The following is a 19,044-nucleotide window of genomic DNA, read 5'->3' as shown; positions in this document are numbered from 1 at the left end:
GCTTGGCTTAGGTACTAGCTGACTGCTTTTTGGCTCACTACTGCTAGGAGATTTCCGCGGTATAGCGCTGACGTGCGCGGCCCTGTTCTGGGTGTAAATTTAAGCCTTTGCAGTATACCAACTGTTTCTGAGTATCTTGCCGCTGCGGGAGGGCGATATTGCAGAGGGTTCACAAGTAGAGTTTGTGGCACAAGTCAATATATTGTTCTACCTTATCCTGTTCAATTCTCTGATCAGAACACACTTCCTGCCGGTGCCGCTGCTTCGTCTGGTTTATCTTGCGCTTGGCGCACGCCTGGGACACAACACTTACAGCGCAGGCGCGATCCTCGATCCGCCGCTGACTTATATCGGTAACAACTGCATTATTGGCCACGATGCGGTGCTATTTTCCCATGCCATAGAAAACAGACGGCTTTCACTTTCCGCAATTCATATCGGAGACAATGTGACTATCGGCGCAACCGCTGTCGTAATGTCGGGGGTAACTATCTGTGATGACGCCATCGTCTCGGCGGGTGCAGTGGTAACCAAGGGCAGCAGAATCGGAAAGGGCGAAGTCTGGGGTGGCGTCCCAGCTAAACTACTCAAGCGGGGCAGCGAAGTATAGATAAAATAAGAAGGTAATCTATTATACGAGCAAAATGTCGGTTTACTCACACACCAGGGGATGACCCGGCTGAGTGTACTTTCCTTGCCCATCTGCAATTGACGAGCATGCCTCCCCCTAGAGCCGATTCTGCAAAAAAATCTCTTAATAAATCCTACGCAGGCGCAACATTATTCACCTGTTGAGTTTTTGGCCTACCTGCGCTGAGGATTCCGTCAATGCACGCCGGCGCCCCCGGTGTTTTTTTTTGCCCTCTCCTCCACGCGTCTGCCAGTACCAGCTGTTCCTGACCGCCATGGTGCTGCAAGGCGCCCAGATTAGGTGCAACAGCAGGGTAAGAAATGCGTGCCTGAGCATTCTAACGACATCCGACGAACTCCCATTCGGGAGCGCACTGCGGGCAATAAATGTCGAATTATTTTACAGCCAAGACGAATACCTGCTCCTGACTTTGCACATCATATTGTAAGTTATTGTTAATTAGGATTAACATTACACTCGCATATACATTGCTTCAAAAATAGCAGGAGCAAGGCTGTCGAGTTGTCGAGTTAGAGCAGCTGTCTTGCTTTTGACGGGTTTCGGTTTCGCAGGATTATCCAACTCAGGAGTATTAATTATGAAAACGAAATTCAAGCTGCTTACGCTGTCGGCCAGCCTGCTGGCCGGGGGCTTGGTCCTGTCGGAGCAAGCCCAGGCCGGTGCCTATGCCTTATCCTCTGTCGTTCTCCAAGATGGCCAGATCGGCGTAACGGGTGGTACAGTCACGCCGGGCATTGCCTCTTCCGCAACCAGCACATCAGGAACACCGGCGCCAATGAATAATCCGGAAGACGTCAAGTCTGGTCTGCTGCCGAATGCTACCGCTGCAAGCCAGGGAACGTTGAGAACAGATGAGACGGTCACGAACGCCGGCCCGACTGGGGGCCCAGGTGCTTTTGAAGCCGGCTATACACCGTTTGGCAAAACTGCGACGGCCTACTCCTGGGGAGATGGCAATACGCCTAGCGAACAGACGGCAACTTCCCTGATCGCGGTCCGGAACGCTGCGGAGGGTAACATCCCGCTCACCGGGTTCGCCAACTCGGGCGCGGAAAACAGCTCATCGTCCTCCCTGGCGTCATTCACAATCGACCTGGACGGACCCGCCACGATGGCATTCCAATTTTTCGCGAACCCATACGCGCAGGTGATTCTGGACCTGAATTCGGGGCCCGGTTCGAAGGCCGAAGCGAACTTCGACAACAGCCTCACCGTCACTGCCGTTGACGTCGCCGGTATAGCGCCACACACAGAAGTGTTCAACTGGGCTCCGGATGGCATTATCAACGCGCCAGGTGGCACGATCGGGGGAATCGAACTCTTTGATCCCGAAAATCTGAATGGAACCGTGGGAACGGTCAGGGCCGGCGATAATATCTCATTCTCGCCTCTTAATACTTTCGCTTTTTTTAATGTAATAACCCATACGTTACCCACTGGCCGCTACGAATTTACGCTGGACACAAATGAATCCCAGTTTGTAAGTCACAATCAGATTCCAGAACCAGCCACAATGGCGCTGGTAGGTTTGGGAATGCTCGGCATGGGCTTCGCGGGCCGCCGTCGCCGGCCTGCATAATGCTTGCTGTTGGCTGTTTTGAAGGGCAAGGGGTCAGATCCTTGCCCTTTTTAATTCAGCATTGGCTATTTGCGGCCGGTCCGCACTGACCGGAAGTACTCCCGGCGACGGGTGTAATATTTTTCGACATTACTTGAACCTGGTTATAAAAAAGTGAGCTGCTCTGCTGCTATCCCACAAGTTGATCCAATGAAGATTGCTTTCCCTTTTTAGCAAGTATCTCCGTTACAATTTCCCGTAAGCGCTGCCCCGCATCATACTGCTGCAACAATCGGCTGAGCCCGCTAGCCGCCTGATAAAAACGAGAATCCCCCAGTATGGCATCTGCTGCCGAAAAGAGATCGGCAGCAGATATCTCTGCACCACGCAGCGTAAGGCCGGCTCCTGCACGTTCCACCGCTCCCATGTTCAACAACTGGTCCATATTGGAACACAGGCCGATGACCGGCACGCCGATGGCTAGTGCCTGATAAGTGGTCAGGCTGCCGCCGTTGCTGATCACCAGTCTCGAACGCCGGGTTGCGATATCCATGGGTAAATAATCGGTAACGTATGCATTGGCGGGCGTATCGGTAATCGCAATTTTGCCAGCGGTGGCAACGATAACCGTGGCCGGTAGCCGCGATAAGGCATCGAGCGCCATGGGCAGGAGGCTCGCCTGCCCAGAACTGCCCAGGGTGATAAAAATCACCGGCTTGCCGTCGGGCAATCGATCCCACCACTCGGGCAATCGAGTATGGGTTGACCAAAGCACAGGACCGAGATAGTGATGGTTGGCTGGCAGATTGCAGGTCGGCACCATTTCGGGGATGTCGGCATATAAAGTGTAATCGCCCCAAGTGTACGCATTCCTGAGATCCGGTCCGAGAGGCGGCAGCCCATAGTTGTGGCGCACTCGATTCAAAGGCCGCGCATGCTGCGCGAAGGCCATGGGCCGAACGGTATCAAACAGCTTTTGCGCCAGGCGCACGCCCACCATTCGCGTCATGGGCAGGTCAGGCACCGGATAACGGGTACTCGCGAATGGGCTCCAGTAAGCATTCACCACGGCCGCATAAGGTATTTTTCGTAATGGCGCGCTCACGGCCAGCGATAGCCTGAAGTCGCCTATGACCAGATCGGGCTTCAGGCTGTCGAGCAGTGCCAGGTCGTCTTCAACATACTGGGTGAGCGTCTCGACGCTGTATAACGGCTTTCCGCGAGCAAGGGCATGCGCGAACTCCGCCGACGGGATCGATCGAATAGGGTGGAATACCGGCTCCAGAGAGGGTTCCAGACCGATGTAGCGAGGGTCTGACGCGACAGCTATTTCATATGCAGACGAAGCAAGCGCCTTTGCCAGCATCGCGATCCGCCCGAAATGTGCAAGGGTGACTGACTCGGCAACAAAAAGAATGACAGGTTTTGGCGCTTCCATAACATGCGCTCCAAGGAAAGCGATACCATAACACGTGGATTATTATGTATCGCGCTATGCAACAAAATTAGCTTAAGTTTTACAGATGCACTACGGCCAACCGTTAATAGGAAGGGAAGCCGCGAGTGGTAGATGTGAAACCGGTGGCAACCCGTTCCCGACGACTGCAATGGCCGGGACGACCGTAGATCTGATAATGACAGTACTCCCGTAACTCATGAATTTTCCAGTTAAATTTCCTATAATTTTTGAATGCCATGGTTGACCTGCTGATCGCCACGCGCAATCTTGCGCGTAATCGAAGACGGGCACTGGTAGCCCTACTTACGGTGACTGTCGGTGCCAGCTCGCTGGTACTCGCCGATGGATTCATCCAGTGGATTTTCTGGGCCATGCGCGAAAGCACCATCGAATCGCAATTAGGCCATATTCAAGTCATGCGGCCGGGATACCTCAAGGCGGGCGCAGCCGATCCTTACGCTTATTTATTGCCGGAGAGCTCGCCGCAGCGCGAAGCGATCGAATCCACTCCTGGCGTCAAGATGGTGGCGCCGCGGCTGGTGGTGACGGGTCTCGTCAGTCATGGTGAGACAACTGTGGCATTTGTGGCAGATGGTATCGACCCGAAGCAGGAAGCGAAGTTAAGCAAGTCCTTGCGTATTGTGGAAGGACGAAATCTGGCCGATGCGGCTGCGAAAGAAGTGATTCTGGGCCGCGGTCTGGCGCGTACCCTTAACGTGAGGCCGGATGCCAGGGTCGCACTGCTGACAACCACTGCAGGTGGCGGCATCAACGCTGTCGAGGGGAAAGTCGTTGGGATATTCGTCAGCACTAACCAGGCTTACGACGATTCTGCCTTACGTCTGCCCATCGACCTGGCGCAGTCATTGATGCGGGTTAGCGATGTCCACACCTGGCTAGTGCTGCTCGAAGACACCGAACGCACAGATGACTATCTGGCGCGGTTTCGCACGCGCTTCCCGGCTGGGGAAAACAAGCTGGTATTTGTGCCATGGTATCAGCAAGCCGATTTCTACAATAAAACGGTGGCACTGTTCTCGCAGCAGATGAACGTACTGCGGCTGATCATTGGATGCATCATTGCTCTCAGCATTTCCAACATGCTGGTGATGAACGTACTCGAGCGCACCGGCGAGATCGGCACGCTGCTGGCCCTCGGTTTCAAACGAAAAAAAATACTTTATCTGTTCGCCATCGAAGGGCTCGTACTTGGGCTGGCTGGCGCATCCTTGGGCCTGGTGTTTGGTTACGGCCTGGCCGAACTGATTTCTGCGATCGGCATTCCCATGCCCCCGCCTCCGGGCATGGAAGAAGGTTATACCGGAGAAATCCGGGTAACGCTGGGTGTGTTGATGATCGCGTTTTTAATTGCGTTTGTAACCACTTTGCTCGCTGGCTTATATCCCGCCTGGAAGGCATCGCGCCTGCCAATTGTTGACGCGTTGCGTCATAACATCTAGAGCTTCGAAAGCGCATGTTCAGGCTTGCCTTCCGCAATATTTTCCGTAACAGTTTGCGCACGGCGCTGACACTGGCGGCAATCGTCACCGGGGTGATTGCCATTATCATCAGTGGCGGGTTTATCGAGGATGTGTTCGTGCAACTGCGGGAGACGACAATTCACTCCCGTATAGGGCATGTGCAGATTTTCCGGCGCGGTTTTAACGAGTACGGGCGGCGCGAGCCGGCGCGTTATATGATCACGCAGCCAAAGGTCGTGGTGGATTTGGTAAAATCCATCCCACATGTACAAGCCGTAATGGCCCGCGTGAATTTTTCCGGTCTTGCCAACAATAGCCGCGCTGATTTACCTATCATTGGCGAAGGCATCGAACCAGGCAAGGAAGCGCAACTGGGAACAGCAACAACCATCGTTGAAGGCCGCTCATTGCAGGACTCCGATGCATTCGGAGCGGTAATTGGCGAAGGCGTCGCTTCCGCTCTGCATTTGCCTCCCGGCAGTTTCATGACCTTGATGGTGAATACGCCTGAGGGCGCGCTGAACACGCATGAATATGAAGTCGTCGGCGTATTCCGCACTTTCTCCAAGGAATACGATGACCGGGCTGTACGCATACCGCTGTCAGCCGCTCAGGAATTGCTGTTTACGCCATCGGCTCACAGCATTGTTGTGCTGCTGGATGATACCGGCGCGACGGACGCTGTGACAGAAATTGTCAGAGCGCGGCTGGGACCGCTCGGCTATGAAGTGAAGCCCTGGCAGGAGTTGGCCGACTTTTATCAAAAGACCGAGGCATTGTACCGGCGCCAGTTCGGAGCCTTGCAGGCCATCATACTGGTCATGCTGGTTCTGAGCGTGGCCAGCACCATCAACATGGTGATCTACGAGCGTACCGGCGAATTCGGGACATTGCTCGCCCTGGGCCTGCGTCAACGCCAGATCTTCAAACTCGTGCTGCTAGAGAATACACTGATGGGTTTGCTTGGCAGCTTGCTCGGCGTAATCCTGGGGATCATGCTTGCGAGCGTTATCTCCGCAGTGGGAATAGCCATGCCGCCGCCGCCGGGGTCAAGCATTGGCTATACTGCAACGATTCGTCTGGTGCCGTGGGCGCTTGTGGCAGCAGCCGCTACCGGCATACTAGCATCCGTCATGGCTGCCGTGCTCCCGGCGCGCCGAGCGTCGCGCCTGCAGGTCGTAGACGCGCTACGGCACAATATCTAAATATCCTTCATTATGAAACTACTCCATACCCTATGGCTCGAGCACCCTCCTTTTCGCGGAAAAAAACCGTGGGGTAACAGCTGCCGTCGCATTTTTATTCAAATACCGGTTTCAGCGAATCGGAGTTACAGTTTTTATTTATTCCGCACTTATTAATCTCTCAACGGGCAACCGCAGGGATCGACTGGTTACGGCGTCGCCACTGCCGATGCGTCCGAGAAAAACCGCCTGTTCTACCGGATCGTTCTGCAGTAACCTCGAGAGACGATTACCTAGCCTGGTCGCGGTATCCATGGCGCCGGGCAGGCGGCTGAATGGTCTGCCTTCGCGCACATAGCGCGTAAAAATCAAAGGAGTCAACTCTGGTTGTAATTGCAGACCAAGACCCGTCGCCGTCAGCCAGAAACGCTGAACCGCGCGGCCTGCCGCAACATAATCGTCTAAAGTCTCAGGTGGCTTTTTAGCCAGAATGGCAAAGTGTGCGGCACAGAACAGGCCGGGCAGCAAATCCATTTCAATTCGGGGAACCAGGTGTCCCGCAAGATAAGTGTTAAAAAAATCGACACGCCCCCAACTGGTCATTACCCAGCGCATCAATTTGAGCGTCATCGGGTCCAGCCCCAGTGCTTGATCAGGTACCTTGTTTTCACTGAAACGCGTATTCCATGCAATGATTCTGCGATGAACGTCATAAGCCTCCGGCAAGGTAAGCCTGAGTTTGGCGTTATCAAACATCAGTTTCGCCAGGTGCCAGCGTTGTATCCCTCCCTCGAACCAACGGACGGTATAGAACATTCCGATCGCATGCTGCAGCGCTTGCTTCTGTGGCTCGGTAAGGGGAATGGTACGCATGGGCCGCCGCTGCACGGAACGATGCTGGACGTGAGGCAACAACGAATCCGGTTGCAGGAGGCTGTCAGGGATCAGTTCCAGAAAATACTCGGGACGCGTATCGGGGGATTCGGGGTTGTGCCGGAATTCGGCTCGCATGGCGTGCGCACTGGCGGCTATAGCAAGAGTTTCCAGTAGGACTCCCAAGGAAATCTGGCTGGGGTGCCCGTCCAGATCATATATGCAATGGTCGCGCGTATCGAAAGCGTGGATGACGAGGTGGCGTTCGTCAATGATTTCGAACCGCCAGGGCTGGGTATTATCCCCACTGGGCGCCCAGCGGGCGAGTTCGAGAATATCCGAGATGGACTGGGGGATTTGGTGCATCTAAAGACCCAATTTGCGCTTTGCGAAGGCTATAGCGAGGCGTTGCAGGGGATTGCGATTTCCACCAGGCCGCGAGGTCAACACCAACTTGTTGCGATAAGCATCGAAATGATAGCCCTTGGGCGCGGCCCGGACCGGACCCCGTCCGAGAAGGATTTTCAGAGCCTCGGTTGCTGCCACGCCAGCACACAATTGGCAGGCCATGATGGTGGATGGCCCCTTGCGATTGGCCAGATCAACCGTAGAAGGATCAACCAGATAGCCCATTTGCAGGCGAGCAGGCGCCAGGCCCATGAGGAAGCGCAGGGGCTTTTCTCGCTCATGGCCGTCCTCAAAACGGAAGTAATCGTCAAAGCTCATGCTACCCGGTAAAAAATTCAGTACCGCGGCGCCCATACCCAGGGGCGCGGCAGTCACAGCGGGAATGCGCCTTGCCGCACACGCTGCAAAAACCTGCTGACGAGCTTCGAAGGCAAAGAAATCCAGACCGTCGATATAAATATCGACTCCATTCAAAAAATCATCCAAGTTGCCGGCAGTTACACCTTCGGCAAATCCTGTTATTTCCAGCTCGGGATTGATGTCCCGCGCTTGCTGAGTCATTACCTCAAGCTTTGAATGACTCAAGGCGCTTACAGTCGCGCCCGCCTGACGATTGAAGTTCGCCAGATCGAATGTATCGAAATCGGCCAGATGAAACTTGCCGATGCCCAGACGGCAAAGCGTTAATAGATGCAGTCCGCCGACGCCCCCCAGACCCGCAATCGCCACACGTTTATGGCGCAACTGATCCTGCTCCCGCTGGGTTAGCCAGCCGATGTTCCTCGAAAAGGCTTCATCATAGATAAAGGATAACATGCGATGCAAAAATCCCGGCAAGCGCCAGTTTCTACCTGAGCAAGTTGTAAATTACCATAACCAGCAGTGAGAAAACGAGGATAAGAAGAAGCAGATTACTTCGTTATACGTATCACACCCCCTTTCATTATAACCTCAACCGCGACGAATAGCCGACGCAACCAAATTAATTGAGAATCATTCCGGCAATACGCTCAGCAATGGATTTTTTCACGCCGGCTGAACAGCACTCTTTACGCCATGCCGCGCAATTGGCTCTCCGATCGGTCAAAAAAAAGTTGGTTCCGCATGAGCCCCAAGCGCTACTATAGGATCCGTCCATTGTTGGGTAATGCCGGCTGAGCTTCATATGCATAGTCATCAGAACGAATAGCGTAGCTCGGTATAGACGCGGTCACTCTGATCGAAACGACCAAATAACCCCGTGGGTTGTCCGCCGAAAACATCGGCCCCGAGTGCTGCACGCCAATTTCTCTCAAAATTCCAGGATAGCCTCGGGCGGAACATCCAGTCGCCGCGATTCAGGCTATGAATCAGCAATGCCTGCGCCTCAACGTTGTGCCGGAGTTTGCCGTTGAGGAGTATGCTGGCTCCATGCTCCAGCTTATCGGTAACAAGGGCTGGATCGTGCGCGAAAAAGACGCGTTGAAAGAACTGGAGATTCAATCGGGTCTCGGCCGGTAAGCTGAAATCAAGACCCAGTACGTAGTCGAGCGTATTCTGCCTGACCAGTCCATCGATCGCGTTTGGGCGCGCGACGTTGAACTTGCGCCCATCCGTGTAAATTAACTCACCTTTTAGCACGACTGAGCCGAAATCTTTCGCCAGCGTTGCGCCAACCTGGTCGATCTCGTCGTGTCGCGCCTGGAAGACAAGGGGTTCGGCCGGTGCGCTGGCACGATAGAAGGTCGGCGCGGCGTCCAGGCTGTGATAATAGAAACCTGAAATATCCCAGCCATTTTTAAGTTGCGATAAACGAACTCCATAATTAGAGTGCGCAACATTGCGCCCGGAACGGTCTTCGGGCAGAAAACTGGCTGCTCCCCTCAGGGGACCCGGGTAAAAATCCGCGCCCGGCTTGCCGCTCTCGTCAAGAGTCGGTACGGGAATCCACACTACTTCAGCATGTATGTCATTTTTCGAATATTCCGCACGCATCGCCCATTGCGGTATTCGTATGATATCGAAGGAGGGCAGGACGAACTCGCGCATATCCTTGGCCGAGACCACATCTGCGAAAAACAACCCGACCATTTCGCCCCAGATGACATGTTGACGGCCGAGGCGGAAGTCGAAGTCACCGGCAGAAACATCCAGGTAATTCTCGCGCAGGAAAAACTCATAGCGTTGATCCCGGCGAACCGCCGGGGGATAGAAATTGGATAGATCATAGGCGGCGTCGTAATCAAAACGGCCACTGATCTTCCACTTTACGTGCTCGCCAAATTGTCCGGTTCGGGACAATTCGGTTCGCAGCTTTGCTTTGGATAAATGTTCCGGATCCGCGTAATTATCAGCGATTTCGAGCTGGGAAAACCCTTTCCATCCCGTTGCCAACTGCTTCCACACCGGTATGGGAGGCGATTTCTCCTTTACCGGGGCGTTGCCTCCAAATAGCGACTCGCGGGATGTAAATCCGGTTTCGGTGTCCTCTTTAGCTTCCGAGGCCAAGTCAGCCATATTTTCCTTGATGGAGGATTCGACAGAGAACAGTGAAAGGGAGGGGGATAAAGAGATGTGCAGGGGCTCGCCGCTGGTCTCCCCTGACAAGGCATTCCCCAGGTCGACAGCGATATGTGCGCTGCTGGCCGGTTTCACCGCGCTGCGAGTTGAAGATGGGGATAAAGATAAAGATAAAGATAAAGATAAGGACAAATATAAAGGCTCCTTATCCGAATCACCCACTAGCGATGCGTCTGATGGCGGTTTTGCACGAGCAGGGGAGTCGGGTACGCCAGCCCCGGCAAAGCCTTGTAGCGGCAAACCCATCAATGCCGCTACCAATACAACACACGTCGATTTAGATGTGTGTTCCATCCGCCTCGCTTTGATTGGCGCCGTGAACCAGAGGGTAATTTGTCGCGGGAGACCGCTCGATAACTGCAACTGGTCCGCCCGCCCTCACGTCCTGCGTAACAATCCGTCCATCTTCTATGTGCACCAACCTGTCCGCCAACTCCATCACGCGCCGATCATGGGTGGAAAAAATAAAGGTGGTCTTGAATTCGACGTTAATATTCTTCATTAATTGGAGAATGCCTTCACCAGTCTTATGGTCAAGATTGGCGGTCGGCTCGTCAGCCAACACAATCTTCGGTTGTGTCGCCAGCGCACGCGCGATGGCCACCCGCTGCCGCTGTCCACCGCTCAACTGGCCCGGGCGATGACGAGTAAATGAAGACAGACCCACGATGGCGAGGTATTTTGCCACCCGGCTGCGCCGCTCTGTTGCGTTCAGCTCCTTGAATTGCAATAGGGGATATTCGACGTTCTCCTCAGCCGAAAGAACCGGCAGGAGGTTGAATGTCTGAAAAATAAAACCAAGCGTTCGGGCCCGAAGGTCGGAAAGCTCATCAGGCTTCTTGCCACTGATATCCTGGCCATTGATGAATATTTTTCCAGATGAGGGAGTATCGATGCAACCGATCAGGTTGAGCAACGTGGATTTGCCGCTGCCGGAGGGACCAGCGATCGCAAGAAAAGCACCGTCCTCAATATTCAGCGTAACGTCCCTCAGCGCCTGGACCTGCTGTTCCCCGAGGGTGTAGTCTTTGAAAACATTTTCGAGGTGTACAATGCTCATGAGAAACTCCATAAATATTTAAACCCACACAGGGGTAAACGGCATCTCACGACAGGAATTGAAATGCAAGTAAAAACTTTGCAATACCTGCTTATGGTAATTTTCATGTTTTTCACTACGGCATCGATCGCATCCGAGGATGCGGAATTAGCCCAAAGCATCCTGGAAAAAGCTGACCAGATTCGCTTCCCGCGTGAAAGTTTCCAGGTAGACGTCGATATCAATACGACAGCGCCTGATAAAACTGCCGAGCGGCGCAAATACCAGGTTCTATCCAAAGGAAATGAGAACAGCGTGGTGATGACGACCGAACCGGCTTCCGAGCGCGGGCAAATTTTACTGATGAAAGGGCGCGATTTGTGGATATTCATGCCGGAAATTTCGCAACCTATACGCCTTTCCATGTCGCAGCGACTGACCGGCCAGGTAGCCAACGGCGATTTGGCGCGCGCAAACTTTGCCGGCGATTACAACGCCACGATTCTGCGCACAGACACCATCGACGGGGATAAGTACTACGTACTGGAGCTTATTGGCGTCGATCGAAGCGTTACGTATCATAAAGTCTTATACTGGGTACGGCAATCGGATTTCTGGCCCTATCGCGCCGAGTTCTACTCATTGTCGGATCGTTTGCTTAAAACCGCTCGCTATGAAAACTTTGAGATGATACTGGGCAAGAAGCGGCCTACCCGCCTCGTTATGACTGATGCATTGCGCAGGGGCGAGGAATCGGTGCTTGAATATACAGAAATGAAACTCCGCGATCTACCCGACAAGATTTTTACCAAAGACTATCTGAAGAAACTCGAATAAATAACGAACCACGCGCATGTTTTGCAGAAAACGGGGCTCAACTAACAAGGTCTGAAACTGAAACCGCGCTGAACTCAAGCGGATCTTTTGTGCATTCTCATGAGTCGTTTGCGACAGTTCGGCGCACTCGCAATCGGCGGGCCGCACAAAAGACTAACAATCGAAAAAGTACCTATCCATTCATAAGGCTCAATGTTTCGTGGACATTCGGGTGGAGCGTTTCCCGCATTTTCATGGCTATGAAGTTTCTTACCGCGTGGCGGTAAATATCTCGCTGAACAACGCTGAGCCTTAGCACCTTCGAGTAGTTCTGCATCCACCTTCCATTCCGCAACCGGGTTCAATCCCGGCTTGTGCTCGCGGTTCAAATAGCGACATTGTGTCTAATGTCGCTATCGTGTGGCCAAATCGGCCTGTATTCCAGTGGAGGCTCATCATTCTAAAAGGCGTGAGAAGAAATAAAAGGAGTAGCTCTAAAGTTAGCATCCGGCCTTCCGTAAATATACATGCGGGCATGGAGACTGATGAACTTGGCCCCGACGCTGTGCCGGTACGTGAATTCCAAAGAACCAGCCTCGAATCAGAGAGTAAATCCGTCCTGTGATTCAAGGACGCTCACGTCAATCATCTTAATACTCATACAGGAAGCCAATTTATTTCCAGATATTTTTTTACCTTCCAACATCGCTTCAGCAGAAGGTCCCGGGAAATCAAATATGTTCTCATCAAAAATATTCAATCTGGGCAGTGCATTCAAGCAGCACTTCGAAATCGTACCCGCATTCTCAGACGCCCTGAAGGAAGAGGTCTACCGGGTGCGGCATCAGGTTTATTGTGAAGACCTGAAATTTGAACCTACCAGGCCGGATAGACGTGAAACCGATGAGCACGACGCCAATTCTCTACATCTCCTGATGCGTAGCATAAAAACTGGCGAATTTATCGGTTGCACGCGCATTGTCCTGTCGCGGCCCGAGGATCCCTATTATCAGCTACCTTTCGAAAAGACTTGCGCTACCGCGCTGGACCGATCGATCATTGACCCATCCAAATTACCCCGGCAAGACATCGCCGAGGTATCACGCCTCGCCGTTATCGCCGCCTTCCGCAGGCGTAAAGGTGAGGCAAACAGCGCGGTTGGCATCTCGGGCGGGGATTTCGGCACGCCGGACCAGCCACGCTTCCCATTCATCCCGATTGGCCTGTACCTCGCCACCACCGAACTTGCGCGCTTGAACGGAATTGATACGGTGTTCGTTCTGACGGAGAAACGGCTGGCGAGTCACTTCAGCAAGCTAGGCTTCGATCTGCAATATATTGGTAGTCCAATTGAGCATAACGGCGAGCGCATCCCCTCGATAATGAGCGTCAGCGCCACTATCAACAATATGCGGGTTAATTTACTTCCCCTTTATCACACGATTGCAGAGGATATAGAACGAAATCTTCCAAAGGAAGCATTGTGCTTCGGGAAGATGAATAATAAAAATTTTGCATAAACGTAATCTCCAAGTCTTGGGAAGATTAAGAATCGATGCATGACGTTGTAACTGCACGGAACGCCCTAGGCCGTCAATAGCGATAAACCCCCATCTGTCGCATAGTCGATAGCAAAAAAATGGTGAGCCCGGGCGCAATTTCTGCCTGGACAGGTAATCTGCGCCGCCTATGTGCTACCACCTCTCAGTGCGCTATCTGGAAACGCTCTACACCATGCGTTGTTCCCGGCAATCCCCATCTTTAGACATCACGAACTCATTCGAAATATCCCTATTGTATTCGAGGCTATTGAGGTTCACACTTTGCGTGGGTAGACCAATAATCGCGAAACATGGGAGGAATCAAAATGAAAAAAAGCCTCTGCTTGACGCTGTGTGGTGTAGCTAATCTGTTTCTGCTGTGTTTCGGCGCCTGGGCGAGCGAGAGCGGTGCCGGATCCGAGCTCAATGAAGCTCGGCAAGTGGCTCAGTATAATTATGTTATTCACATCCTGGCAATGTTGCTGGTGGGTTTTGGTTTTCTGATGGTGTTTGTCAGGAGATACGGATTTGGCGCCACGACTGGCACCTACCTTGTGGTAGCGGTCGGCCTTCCTCTTTATATGCTCCTGCGCGCAAATGGTATTTTTGCTCATGAAATTGCTCCAAACACAATCAAAGCGCTCCTGTTTGCCGAATTCGCAGTGGCTGCCGCACTCATTGCCATGGGAGCCGTACTTGGACGTCTGCGGGTTTTTCAATATGCGTTACTGGCACTTTTCCTCGTTCCGGCATATCTGATGAACGAATGGCTGGTACTGGATAACGGGATGGGTTTGACGGAAGGTTATCAGGATACCGCCGGGTCAGTCATCATCCATGCCTTTGGCGCTTATTTTGGCTTGGGATTATCCCTCGCATTGACCACCGCGCGGCAACGAAGTCAACCGATTGAATCAGATGCCACCTCTGATCGTTTTGCCATGCTCGGCTCCATGGTATTGTGGATTTTCTGGCCAAGCTTCGCCACAGCCATTGTTCCTTTTGAAGAGATGCCGCAAACCGTCGTCAACACAGTACTCGCGTTGTGCGGCGCTACCCTCAGCACCTATTTCCTGAGCACGTATTTTCACAAGGGAAAAACGTCAATGGTCGACATGGCAAATGCGGCCTTGGCTGGGGGAGTAGCCATAGGATCGACATGCAATATTGTTTCACCGACGGGCGCCTTCGCAATCGGCCTGCTGGCCGGCGCTGTCAGCGTCATCGGTTATGTGTTCATTCAGCCTGGACTGGAAGCACGTTTCAAGATTATCGACACTTGCGGCGTCCATAATCTTCACGGAATGCCCGGATTGTTAGGTGCGTTGACTGCCATTGTGGTGGTGCCCGGTATCGCGGCTGCTCAGCTCATCGGCATTATCTTCAGTGTCGTGTTCGCTTTCGTGACCGGACTTATCGCCGGTGCGGCGATCAAAGCCACAGGCACGACGCGACTGGCCTATGAGGATAGCGAGGAATTCGCTCACTGTGAAACGCCGGATATCGAGAATATAGAACTCGAAGTCGAGACACGAACCTGAGGAGCAAGCCGGACAAATGCCGATTTCTGATGTAGCGCATCAGCGAGCTGCTACATCAGAATAAGGTCATACTGTTCCTGCGTATAGGCCACCTCCACCTGCAGGCTGACTGTTTTGGCAATGAAATCCGCCAATTGCGCAAGGCTTTGAGATTCTTCATCTAGAAATAGATCAATGACTTCTTGCGAAGCGAGAATGCGAAATTCGTGCGCATCGAATTGACGGGCTTCACGCAATAATTCACGCAGGATTTCGTAGCATATCGTCTGAGCGGTTCTCACCTTGCCGCGGCCTTGGCACGTGGGGCATGTCTCGCATAATATGTGAGCAAGACTTTCCCTCGTGCGCTTGCGCGTCATTTCCACAAGCCCAAGCGCCGTGAAACCATTCACCGTCATATGCGTCCGGTCTTTCATCAGCGATCTCTTGAATTCCACCAGGACTGCATTTTTATGTTCCACGTTCTCCATGTCTATAAAGTCAATAATGATAATTCCGCCCAGGTTGCGCAAGCGCAACTGGCGCGCTATGACCTGGGCTGCTTCGAGGTTGGTTTTAAAAATGGTATCGTCAAAGCTGCGTATACCGATGAAGCCTCCAGTATTGACATCGATGGTTGTGAGTGCCTCGGTCTGGTCGATAATCAGATATCCGCCGGATTTCAGGTTGACGCGTCGCGCCAGGGACTTCTCGATTTCATCTTCCACCCCGTAAAGATCGAATAGTGGCCGCACCCCGGCATAGTGATCTATTCGTCCCACGACGTTGGTCATGTAGACCTGGGCAAATGCCGTCATTTTTTGTGAGGTTTCGCGCGAATCTACCAAGATGCGCGCCGTATTGTCGTTAACGAAATCGCGCAATACGCGGTAGCTGAGGTTCAGGTCCTGATACAGTAACCCGGGCTGAGCAGTGGCGGACTTTTCCTTGATGTCGTGCCACAATTTATTTAGATATTCGATATCCGTTTGCAAGTCCTGGTCGGTGGCGGCTTCCGCCATGGTGCGGATAATGAAGCCACCTTTTTCATCAGGGGATAGCAAGTGTTTCAGTTTTTCGCGTAGCGACTTTCGCTCGGTTTCATCCTCGATACGCTGGGAAATGCCAATGTGGGATACCTGGGGCAAATAAACCAGCATTCGCCCCGCAATACTGACCTGCGTAGACAACCGCGCCCCCTTGGCGCCGATGGAATCCTTGATTACCTGGACGAGAATATTCTTTCCTTCGTGCAGCAACTTCTCGATGGGCTTGCCGGCGTCCTCGCTCTGGCGCAATCTCCAAATATCTGCGAGGTGGAGAAAGGCAGCGCGATCCAGCCCGATGTCCACAAAGGCCGACTGCATTCCCGGCAGGACTCTTGTAACGCGGCCACTGTAGATGTTGCCGACAATTCCGCAACTGCTGGTGCGCTCTATGTGCAGCTCTTGAACCGCCCCATGCTCGACTACGGCCACGCGGGTTTCCTGCGGGGTAACGTTGACGAGAATCTCGCTGTTCATGAAAGATTTTTCTGTAGTTTTTTTTTCAAGTTCATGGAAATATTTCAACACCGGATTTTTGTAACAATTGCGCTGTCTCAAATAGCGGCAATCCCATTACACCGCTGTAGCTGCCCGAAATCTCCGCGATAAAAACTGCCGCCATTCCTTGAATTGCATAACCACCTGCTTTATCGAGCGCCTCGCCCACGGCGAGATAGCGGTGGATTTCGTGTTCGCTGATATCGCGGAATCGCACTGCAGAGCTGGATATACTGACTTGTATCCCACTTTGTGCAGCTACCGCTACTGCGGTCAATACCTGATGAGTCTGGCCGGAAAGTGCGCGCAGCATGTCTTTTGCATGCGTGAGGTTTTCTGGTTTGCCAAAAATACGCTCTCCCAGCACCACAGCCGTGTCCGCCGCCAGCACGGGAAGCTCCGTCAACCTGCGTTCTAAAATCCGGGCTCGCCCCATTTCAACCTTTACTATAGCAATGCGCCTGGCGTAATCAGCCGGAGCCTCGCCTGGCAGCACGACCTCAGCCATATCCGCGCCCCGCGGTGCAGCTTCACGTAGCAATAAGGTTCCGAAATTCACGCCGATCTGCTTCAATAATTCCCGGCGGCGTGGACTGCGGGAAGCAAGATAAATGCGATTTTCTGGTAGAGTCATGTAGAAAGTGTCGAGACATTCCGAATAAGCCAGATTGCCCTTCTCCGGGAAATGCCTCAATCTTACCTGAGCATGGCCTTTCTATGCTCGATGGTAGGGATGTCCTTTGATAAGCGACATGGCACGATACAATTGCTCCGCCAGCAATACCCGCGCCAAGCCATGCGGCAGCGTCAGCGTGGATAATGCCAGAACTTCATCGGCCGACTTTTTTATGTTGGCGTCCAACCCATCCGCGCCACCAATGAGAAAAGCGATATCTCCCCCAACCCCCATCCATCGGGTAATAGAATCGGCCAGCTTGATGGTGGTCTGCTGCCTGCCGCGCTCATCCAATGCAACGACATAATGCTTGGCCGGCAGCAATGCCCGGATGCGGATGGCCTCCGCTGCCAGCAACTGCTCCACCTTTTTGCCGCCGATGCGTTTTTCCGGTTTGACTTCAAGGAGTTCAATAGCAGCCTCATGCGGCATCCGTTTGGCGTATTCTTCAAACCCGGCCGCGACCCATTCCGGCATTTTATGACCCACCGCACAAATAATGAACTTCATACGGTGGCGGTTCAGGCCTCGTCGTCAGAGGAATCCAACTTTGCCTTGACGGCTTTATTTTTTTCAACCGGGGAAACCGCTTTAGCTTTAGCTTTAGCTGGGGCGGCACGGCGTTTGACGGCAGACGGCTCGACGAGAGTTTTGCTCCTGGCCGAACTTGCGGAAGCCTTGTTTACTTTTATTCCTTCTGCCCACAATTCCTCCAGGTTGTAATGCGCGCGCACAGCAACCTGCATGACATGCACCAACACATCACCCAAGTCGACCAGTATCCATTCACCGTTTTGCTCGCCTTCCATGCCATAAACCTTACCTCCGGCTGCCTTGACGCTCTCCGCCACATTATTGGCGATCGCTTTGGTTTGTCGGGTAGAGTCCCCGCTTGCAATAATCATTCGATCAAATAATGCTGTTATTTTTGTCACATCCAGCACTTCAACGTCTCGCGCCTTTATTTCTTCCAAGGCAGCAACAACCGTTTTCACCAGCTTAGTGAGCGTCATCCTTTTTCCGAATATAAGTGATTTGCTGCAATATAATCGAGCGCAGCGTCGGGAATCAAATAACGGATGCTTTTCCCTGCGGCGACCCGTGCGCGAATGACTGTTGCTGAAATATCCAGCAAAGTTGTTTGAGCGATAAAAATCATGCCGCTGGTTGCATGTTTGAGGCTATCCACGCTCGATACCCAGCGTCGCGCGCACTCTGCGTTTAATTCCAGCGGAAGGAGATCGGGATTTTCCGCAAGCATATGACCCGGGCGGGCCGCAATAATAAAGTGGCACAGCCCGAACAGTTCACGCCAATTGTGCCAGGCGGCAAGATTCATGAAAGCGTCTGCTCCGGTAACAAAACAGAGCGCGACGTCCTCCCCCAGTTCCTGTTTGAGCTCGCGCAACGACTCCACGCTATAACTTACTCCGGGACGCCGGATTTCACGCTCATCCAGAATAAACCTGGAGTTGCTTTGGATTGCCAAACCGACCATAACAGCCCGATGCTGCAGCGATGCCTCGGGAGAGCAGCGTAAACGAGGGCACCCAGCGGGGATAAAATGCATTTTTCGCACATCGATCATTTCGACAATCTCTTCAGCTATCCGCAAATGACCATAATGGATAGGATCAAAGGTTCCGCCGAAAATACCGATGAGCGTATGCTCGGAACTATTCATGAGCCGATAAAATCAGACACATGGAAGCGGAGAAACGTTGTTTAGAATAT

The 19,044-nt window shown here is 52.9% G+C and carries 17 protein-coding genes; 7 read left to right on the top strand and 10 right to left on the bottom strand.

Translation table 11 applies throughout. The annotated features are described in order from the left end of the window. The first annotated feature begins 136 nt into the window (after positions 1 to 136). Together BUA28_RS12545 and BUA28_RS12535 are read left to right on the top strand one after the other, a co-directional pair. Positions 137 to 610 (top strand): acyltransferase, encoded by a 474-nt coding sequence (locus BUA28_RS12545; RefSeq protein ID WP_256598315.1) that lies wholly within the window; start codon positions 137 to 139, stop codon positions 608 to 610. Between the two features lie 619 nt (positions 611 to 1,229). Beyond that, positions 1,230 to 2,231, top strand: coding sequence for an EDSAP-1 family PEP-CTERM protein (locus BUA28_RS12535; RefSeq protein WP_072768465.1), 1,002 nt, complete (start codon positions 1,230 to 1,232; stop codon positions 2,229 to 2,231). A 169-nt stretch (positions 2,232 to 2,400) separates the two neighbouring features. Here BUA28_RS12535 and BUA28_RS12530 read toward each other — a convergent pair whose 3' ends face one another. Further along, the gene (locus BUA28_RS12530) at positions 2,401 to 3,648 is read right to left on the bottom strand and encodes a nucleotide disphospho-sugar-binding domain-containing protein (RefSeq protein ID WP_072768464.1); all 1,248 of its coding nucleotides are present in this window, start codon (positions 3,646 to 3,648) and stop codon (positions 2,401 to 2,403) included. A gap of 257 nt (positions 3,649 to 3,905) precedes the next feature. Here BUA28_RS12530 and BUA28_RS12525 point away from each other — a divergent pair, with 257 nt between their 5' ends. Both BUA28_RS12525 and BUA28_RS12520 read left to right on the top strand, forming a co-directional pair. Beyond that, positions 3,906 to 5,129, top strand: a complete 1,224-nt coding sequence (locus BUA28_RS12525; RefSeq protein WP_072768463.1) for an ABC transporter permease — start codon at positions 3,906 to 3,908, stop codon at positions 5,127 to 5,129. A gap of 14 nt (positions 5,130 to 5,143) precedes the next feature. After that, positions 5,144 to 6,355 (top strand): ABC transporter permease, encoded by a 1,212-nt coding sequence (locus tag BUA28_RS12520; RefSeq protein WP_072768462.1) that lies wholly within the window; start codon positions 5,144 to 5,146, stop codon positions 6,353 to 6,355. 138 nt (positions 6,356 to 6,493) lie between these two features. On the opposite strand, the gene BUA28_RS12515 is transcribed toward BUA28_RS12520, so the two are convergent. The 4 genes from BUA28_RS12515 to BUA28_RS12500 form a co-directional block, all read right to left on the bottom strand. Then, positions 6,494 to 7,573 carry a nitroreductase family protein gene (locus tag BUA28_RS12515; RefSeq protein ID WP_072768461.1) on the bottom strand — a complete coding sequence of 360 codons (1,080 nt, stop codon included), beginning with the start codon at positions 7,571 to 7,573 and terminating at the stop codon, positions 6,494 to 6,496. After that, positions 7,574 to 8,431: a ThiF family adenylyltransferase gene (locus tag BUA28_RS12510; RefSeq protein WP_072768460.1), complete on the bottom strand. Its 858-nt coding sequence runs from the start codon at positions 8,429 to 8,431 to the stop codon at positions 7,574 to 7,576. Positions 8,432 to 8,791: 360 nt separating this feature from the next. Then, the gene (locus BUA28_RS12505; protein ID WP_072768459.1) at positions 8,792 to 10,468 is read right to left on the bottom strand and encodes a DUF1302 family protein; all 1,677 of its coding nucleotides are present in this window, start codon (positions 10,466 to 10,468) and stop codon (positions 8,792 to 8,794) included. Continuing rightward, entirely contained in the window at positions 10,452 to 11,234 is a 783-nt protein-coding gene (locus BUA28_RS12500; protein WP_083570015.1) for an ABC transporter ATP-binding protein, read from the bottom strand. The genes BUA28_RS12505 and BUA28_RS12500 overlap by 17 nt, the downstream gene beginning before the upstream one ends. Before the next feature lie 63 nt (positions 11,235 to 11,297). On the opposite strand from BUA28_RS12500, the gene BUA28_RS12495 reads away from it, so the two are divergent. The 3 genes from BUA28_RS12495 (at position 11,298) to BUA28_RS12485 (ending at position 15,111) form a co-directional block, all read left to right on the top strand. Continuing rightward, entirely contained in the window at positions 11,298 to 12,050 is a 753-nt protein-coding gene (locus BUA28_RS12495) for an outer membrane lipoprotein-sorting protein (RefSeq protein ID WP_072768458.1), read from the top strand. A gap of 716 nt (positions 12,051 to 12,766) precedes the next feature. Further along, positions 12,767 to 13,549, top strand: coding sequence for a PEP-CTERM/exosortase system-associated acyltransferase (locus BUA28_RS12490; RefSeq protein WP_072768457.1), 783 nt, complete (start codon positions 12,767 to 12,769; stop codon positions 13,547 to 13,549). A gap of 347 nt (positions 13,550 to 13,896) precedes the next feature. Continuing rightward, positions 13,897 to 15,111, top strand: a complete 1,215-nt coding sequence (locus BUA28_RS12485; RefSeq protein WP_072768456.1) for an ammonium transporter — start codon at positions 13,897 to 13,899, stop codon at positions 15,109 to 15,111. Positions 15,112 to 15,161: 50 nt separating this feature from the next. Here BUA28_RS12485 and rng read toward each other — a convergent pair whose 3' ends face one another. From rng to nadD, 5 genes are all read right to left on the bottom strand, one after another. Beyond that, the gene (rng, locus tag BUA28_RS12480) at positions 15,162 to 16,613 is read right to left on the bottom strand and encodes a ribonuclease G (protein ID WP_072768499.1); all 1,452 of its coding nucleotides are present in this window, start codon (positions 16,611 to 16,613) and stop codon (positions 15,162 to 15,164) included. Positions 16,614 to 16,644: 31 nt separating this feature from the next. Next, positions 16,645 to 17,268, bottom strand: a complete 624-nt coding sequence (locus BUA28_RS12475; protein WP_072768455.1) for a Maf family protein — start codon at positions 17,266 to 17,268, stop codon at positions 16,645 to 16,647. An 81-nt stretch (positions 17,269 to 17,349) separates the two neighbouring features. Further along, positions 17,350 to 17,820, bottom strand: coding sequence for a 23S rRNA (pseudouridine(1915)-N(3))-methyltransferase RlmH (gene rlmH, locus BUA28_RS12470; RefSeq protein WP_072768454.1), 471 nt, complete (start codon positions 17,818 to 17,820; stop codon positions 17,350 to 17,352). 11 nt (positions 17,821 to 17,831) lie between these two features. After that, positions 17,832 to 18,323, bottom strand: coding sequence for a ribosome silencing factor (gene rsfS, locus BUA28_RS12465; RefSeq protein WP_072768453.1), 492 nt, complete (start codon positions 18,321 to 18,323; stop codon positions 17,832 to 17,834). After that, positions 18,320 to 18,994: a nicotinate-nucleotide adenylyltransferase gene (nadD, locus tag BUA28_RS12460; RefSeq protein WP_072768452.1), complete on the bottom strand. Its 675-nt coding sequence runs from the start codon at positions 18,992 to 18,994 to the stop codon at positions 18,320 to 18,322. The genes rsfS and nadD overlap by 4 nt, the downstream gene beginning before the upstream one ends. Positions 18,995 to 19,044: the final 50 nt, after the last annotated feature.

The sequence above is a fragment of the Nitrosospira sp. Nsp11 genome (genome assembly GCF_900142705.1).
Lineage (GTDB): Bacteria > Pseudomonadota > Gammaproteobacteria > Burkholderiales > Nitrosomonadaceae > Nitrosospira.
Note: the sequence above shows the minus strand (reverse complement) of the source record. Positions and strands in the feature narration are given on the sequence as shown.

Excerpts from the sequence above, each read along its gene's own strand:
- BUA28_RS12475 (WP_072768455.1), bottom strand. The coding sequence starts at position 17,268 with ATGACTCTACCAGAAAATCGCATTTATCTTGCTTCCCGCAGTCCACGC.
- BUA28_RS12520 (WP_072768462.1), top strand. The coding sequence starts at position 5,144 with ATGTTCAGGCTTGCCTTCCGCAATATTTTCCGTAACAGTTTGCGCACG.
- rsfS (WP_072768453.1), bottom strand. The coding sequence starts at position 18,323 with ATGACGCTCACTAAGCTGGTGAAAACGGTTGTTGCTGCCTTGGAAGAA.
- BUA28_RS12485 (WP_072768456.1), top strand. The coding sequence starts at position 13,897 with ATGAAAAAAAGCCTCTGCTTGACGCTGTGTGGTGTAGCTAATCTGTTT.
- BUA28_RS12535 (WP_072768465.1), top strand. The coding sequence starts at position 1,230 with ATGAAAACGAAATTCAAGCTGCTTACGCTGTCGGCCAGCCTGCTGGCC.
- BUA28_RS12510 (WP_072768460.1), bottom strand. The coding sequence starts at position 8,431 with ATGTTATCCTTTATCTATGATGAAGCCTTTTCGAGGAACATCGGCTGG.
- BUA28_RS12515 (WP_072768461.1), bottom strand. The coding sequence starts at position 7,573 with ATGCACCAAATCCCCCAGTCCATCTCGGATATTCTCGAACTCGCCCGC.
- BUA28_RS12490 (WP_072768457.1), top strand. The coding sequence starts at position 12,767 with ATGTTCTCATCAAAAATATTCAATCTGGGCAGTGCATTCAAGCAGCAC.
- BUA28_RS12500 (WP_083570015.1), bottom strand. The coding sequence starts at position 11,234 with ATGAGCATTGTACACCTCGAAAATGTTTTCAAAGACTACACCCTCGGG.
- BUA28_RS12525 (WP_072768463.1), top strand. The coding sequence starts at position 3,906 with ATGGTTGACCTGCTGATCGCCACGCGCAATCTTGCGCGTAATCGAAGA.
- nadD (WP_072768452.1), bottom strand. The coding sequence starts at position 18,994 with ATGAATAGTTCCGAGCATACGCTCATCGGTATTTTCGGCGGAACCTTT.
- BUA28_RS12530 (WP_072768464.1), bottom strand. The coding sequence starts at position 3,648 with ATGGAAGCGCCAAAACCTGTCATTCTTTTTGTTGCCGAGTCAGTCACC.
- rng (WP_072768499.1), bottom strand. The coding sequence starts at position 16,613 with ATGAACAGCGAGATTCTCGTCAACGTTACCCCGCAGGAAACCCGCGTG.
- rlmH (WP_072768454.1), bottom strand. The coding sequence starts at position 17,820 with ATGAAGTTCATTATTTGTGCGGTGGGTCATAAAATGCCGGAATGGGTC.
- BUA28_RS12495 (WP_072768458.1), top strand. The coding sequence starts at position 11,298 with ATGCAAGTAAAAACTTTGCAATACCTGCTTATGGTAATTTTCATGTTT.
- BUA28_RS12505 (WP_072768459.1), bottom strand. The coding sequence starts at position 10,468 with ATGGAACACACATCTAAATCGACGTGTGTTGTATTGGTAGCGGCATTG.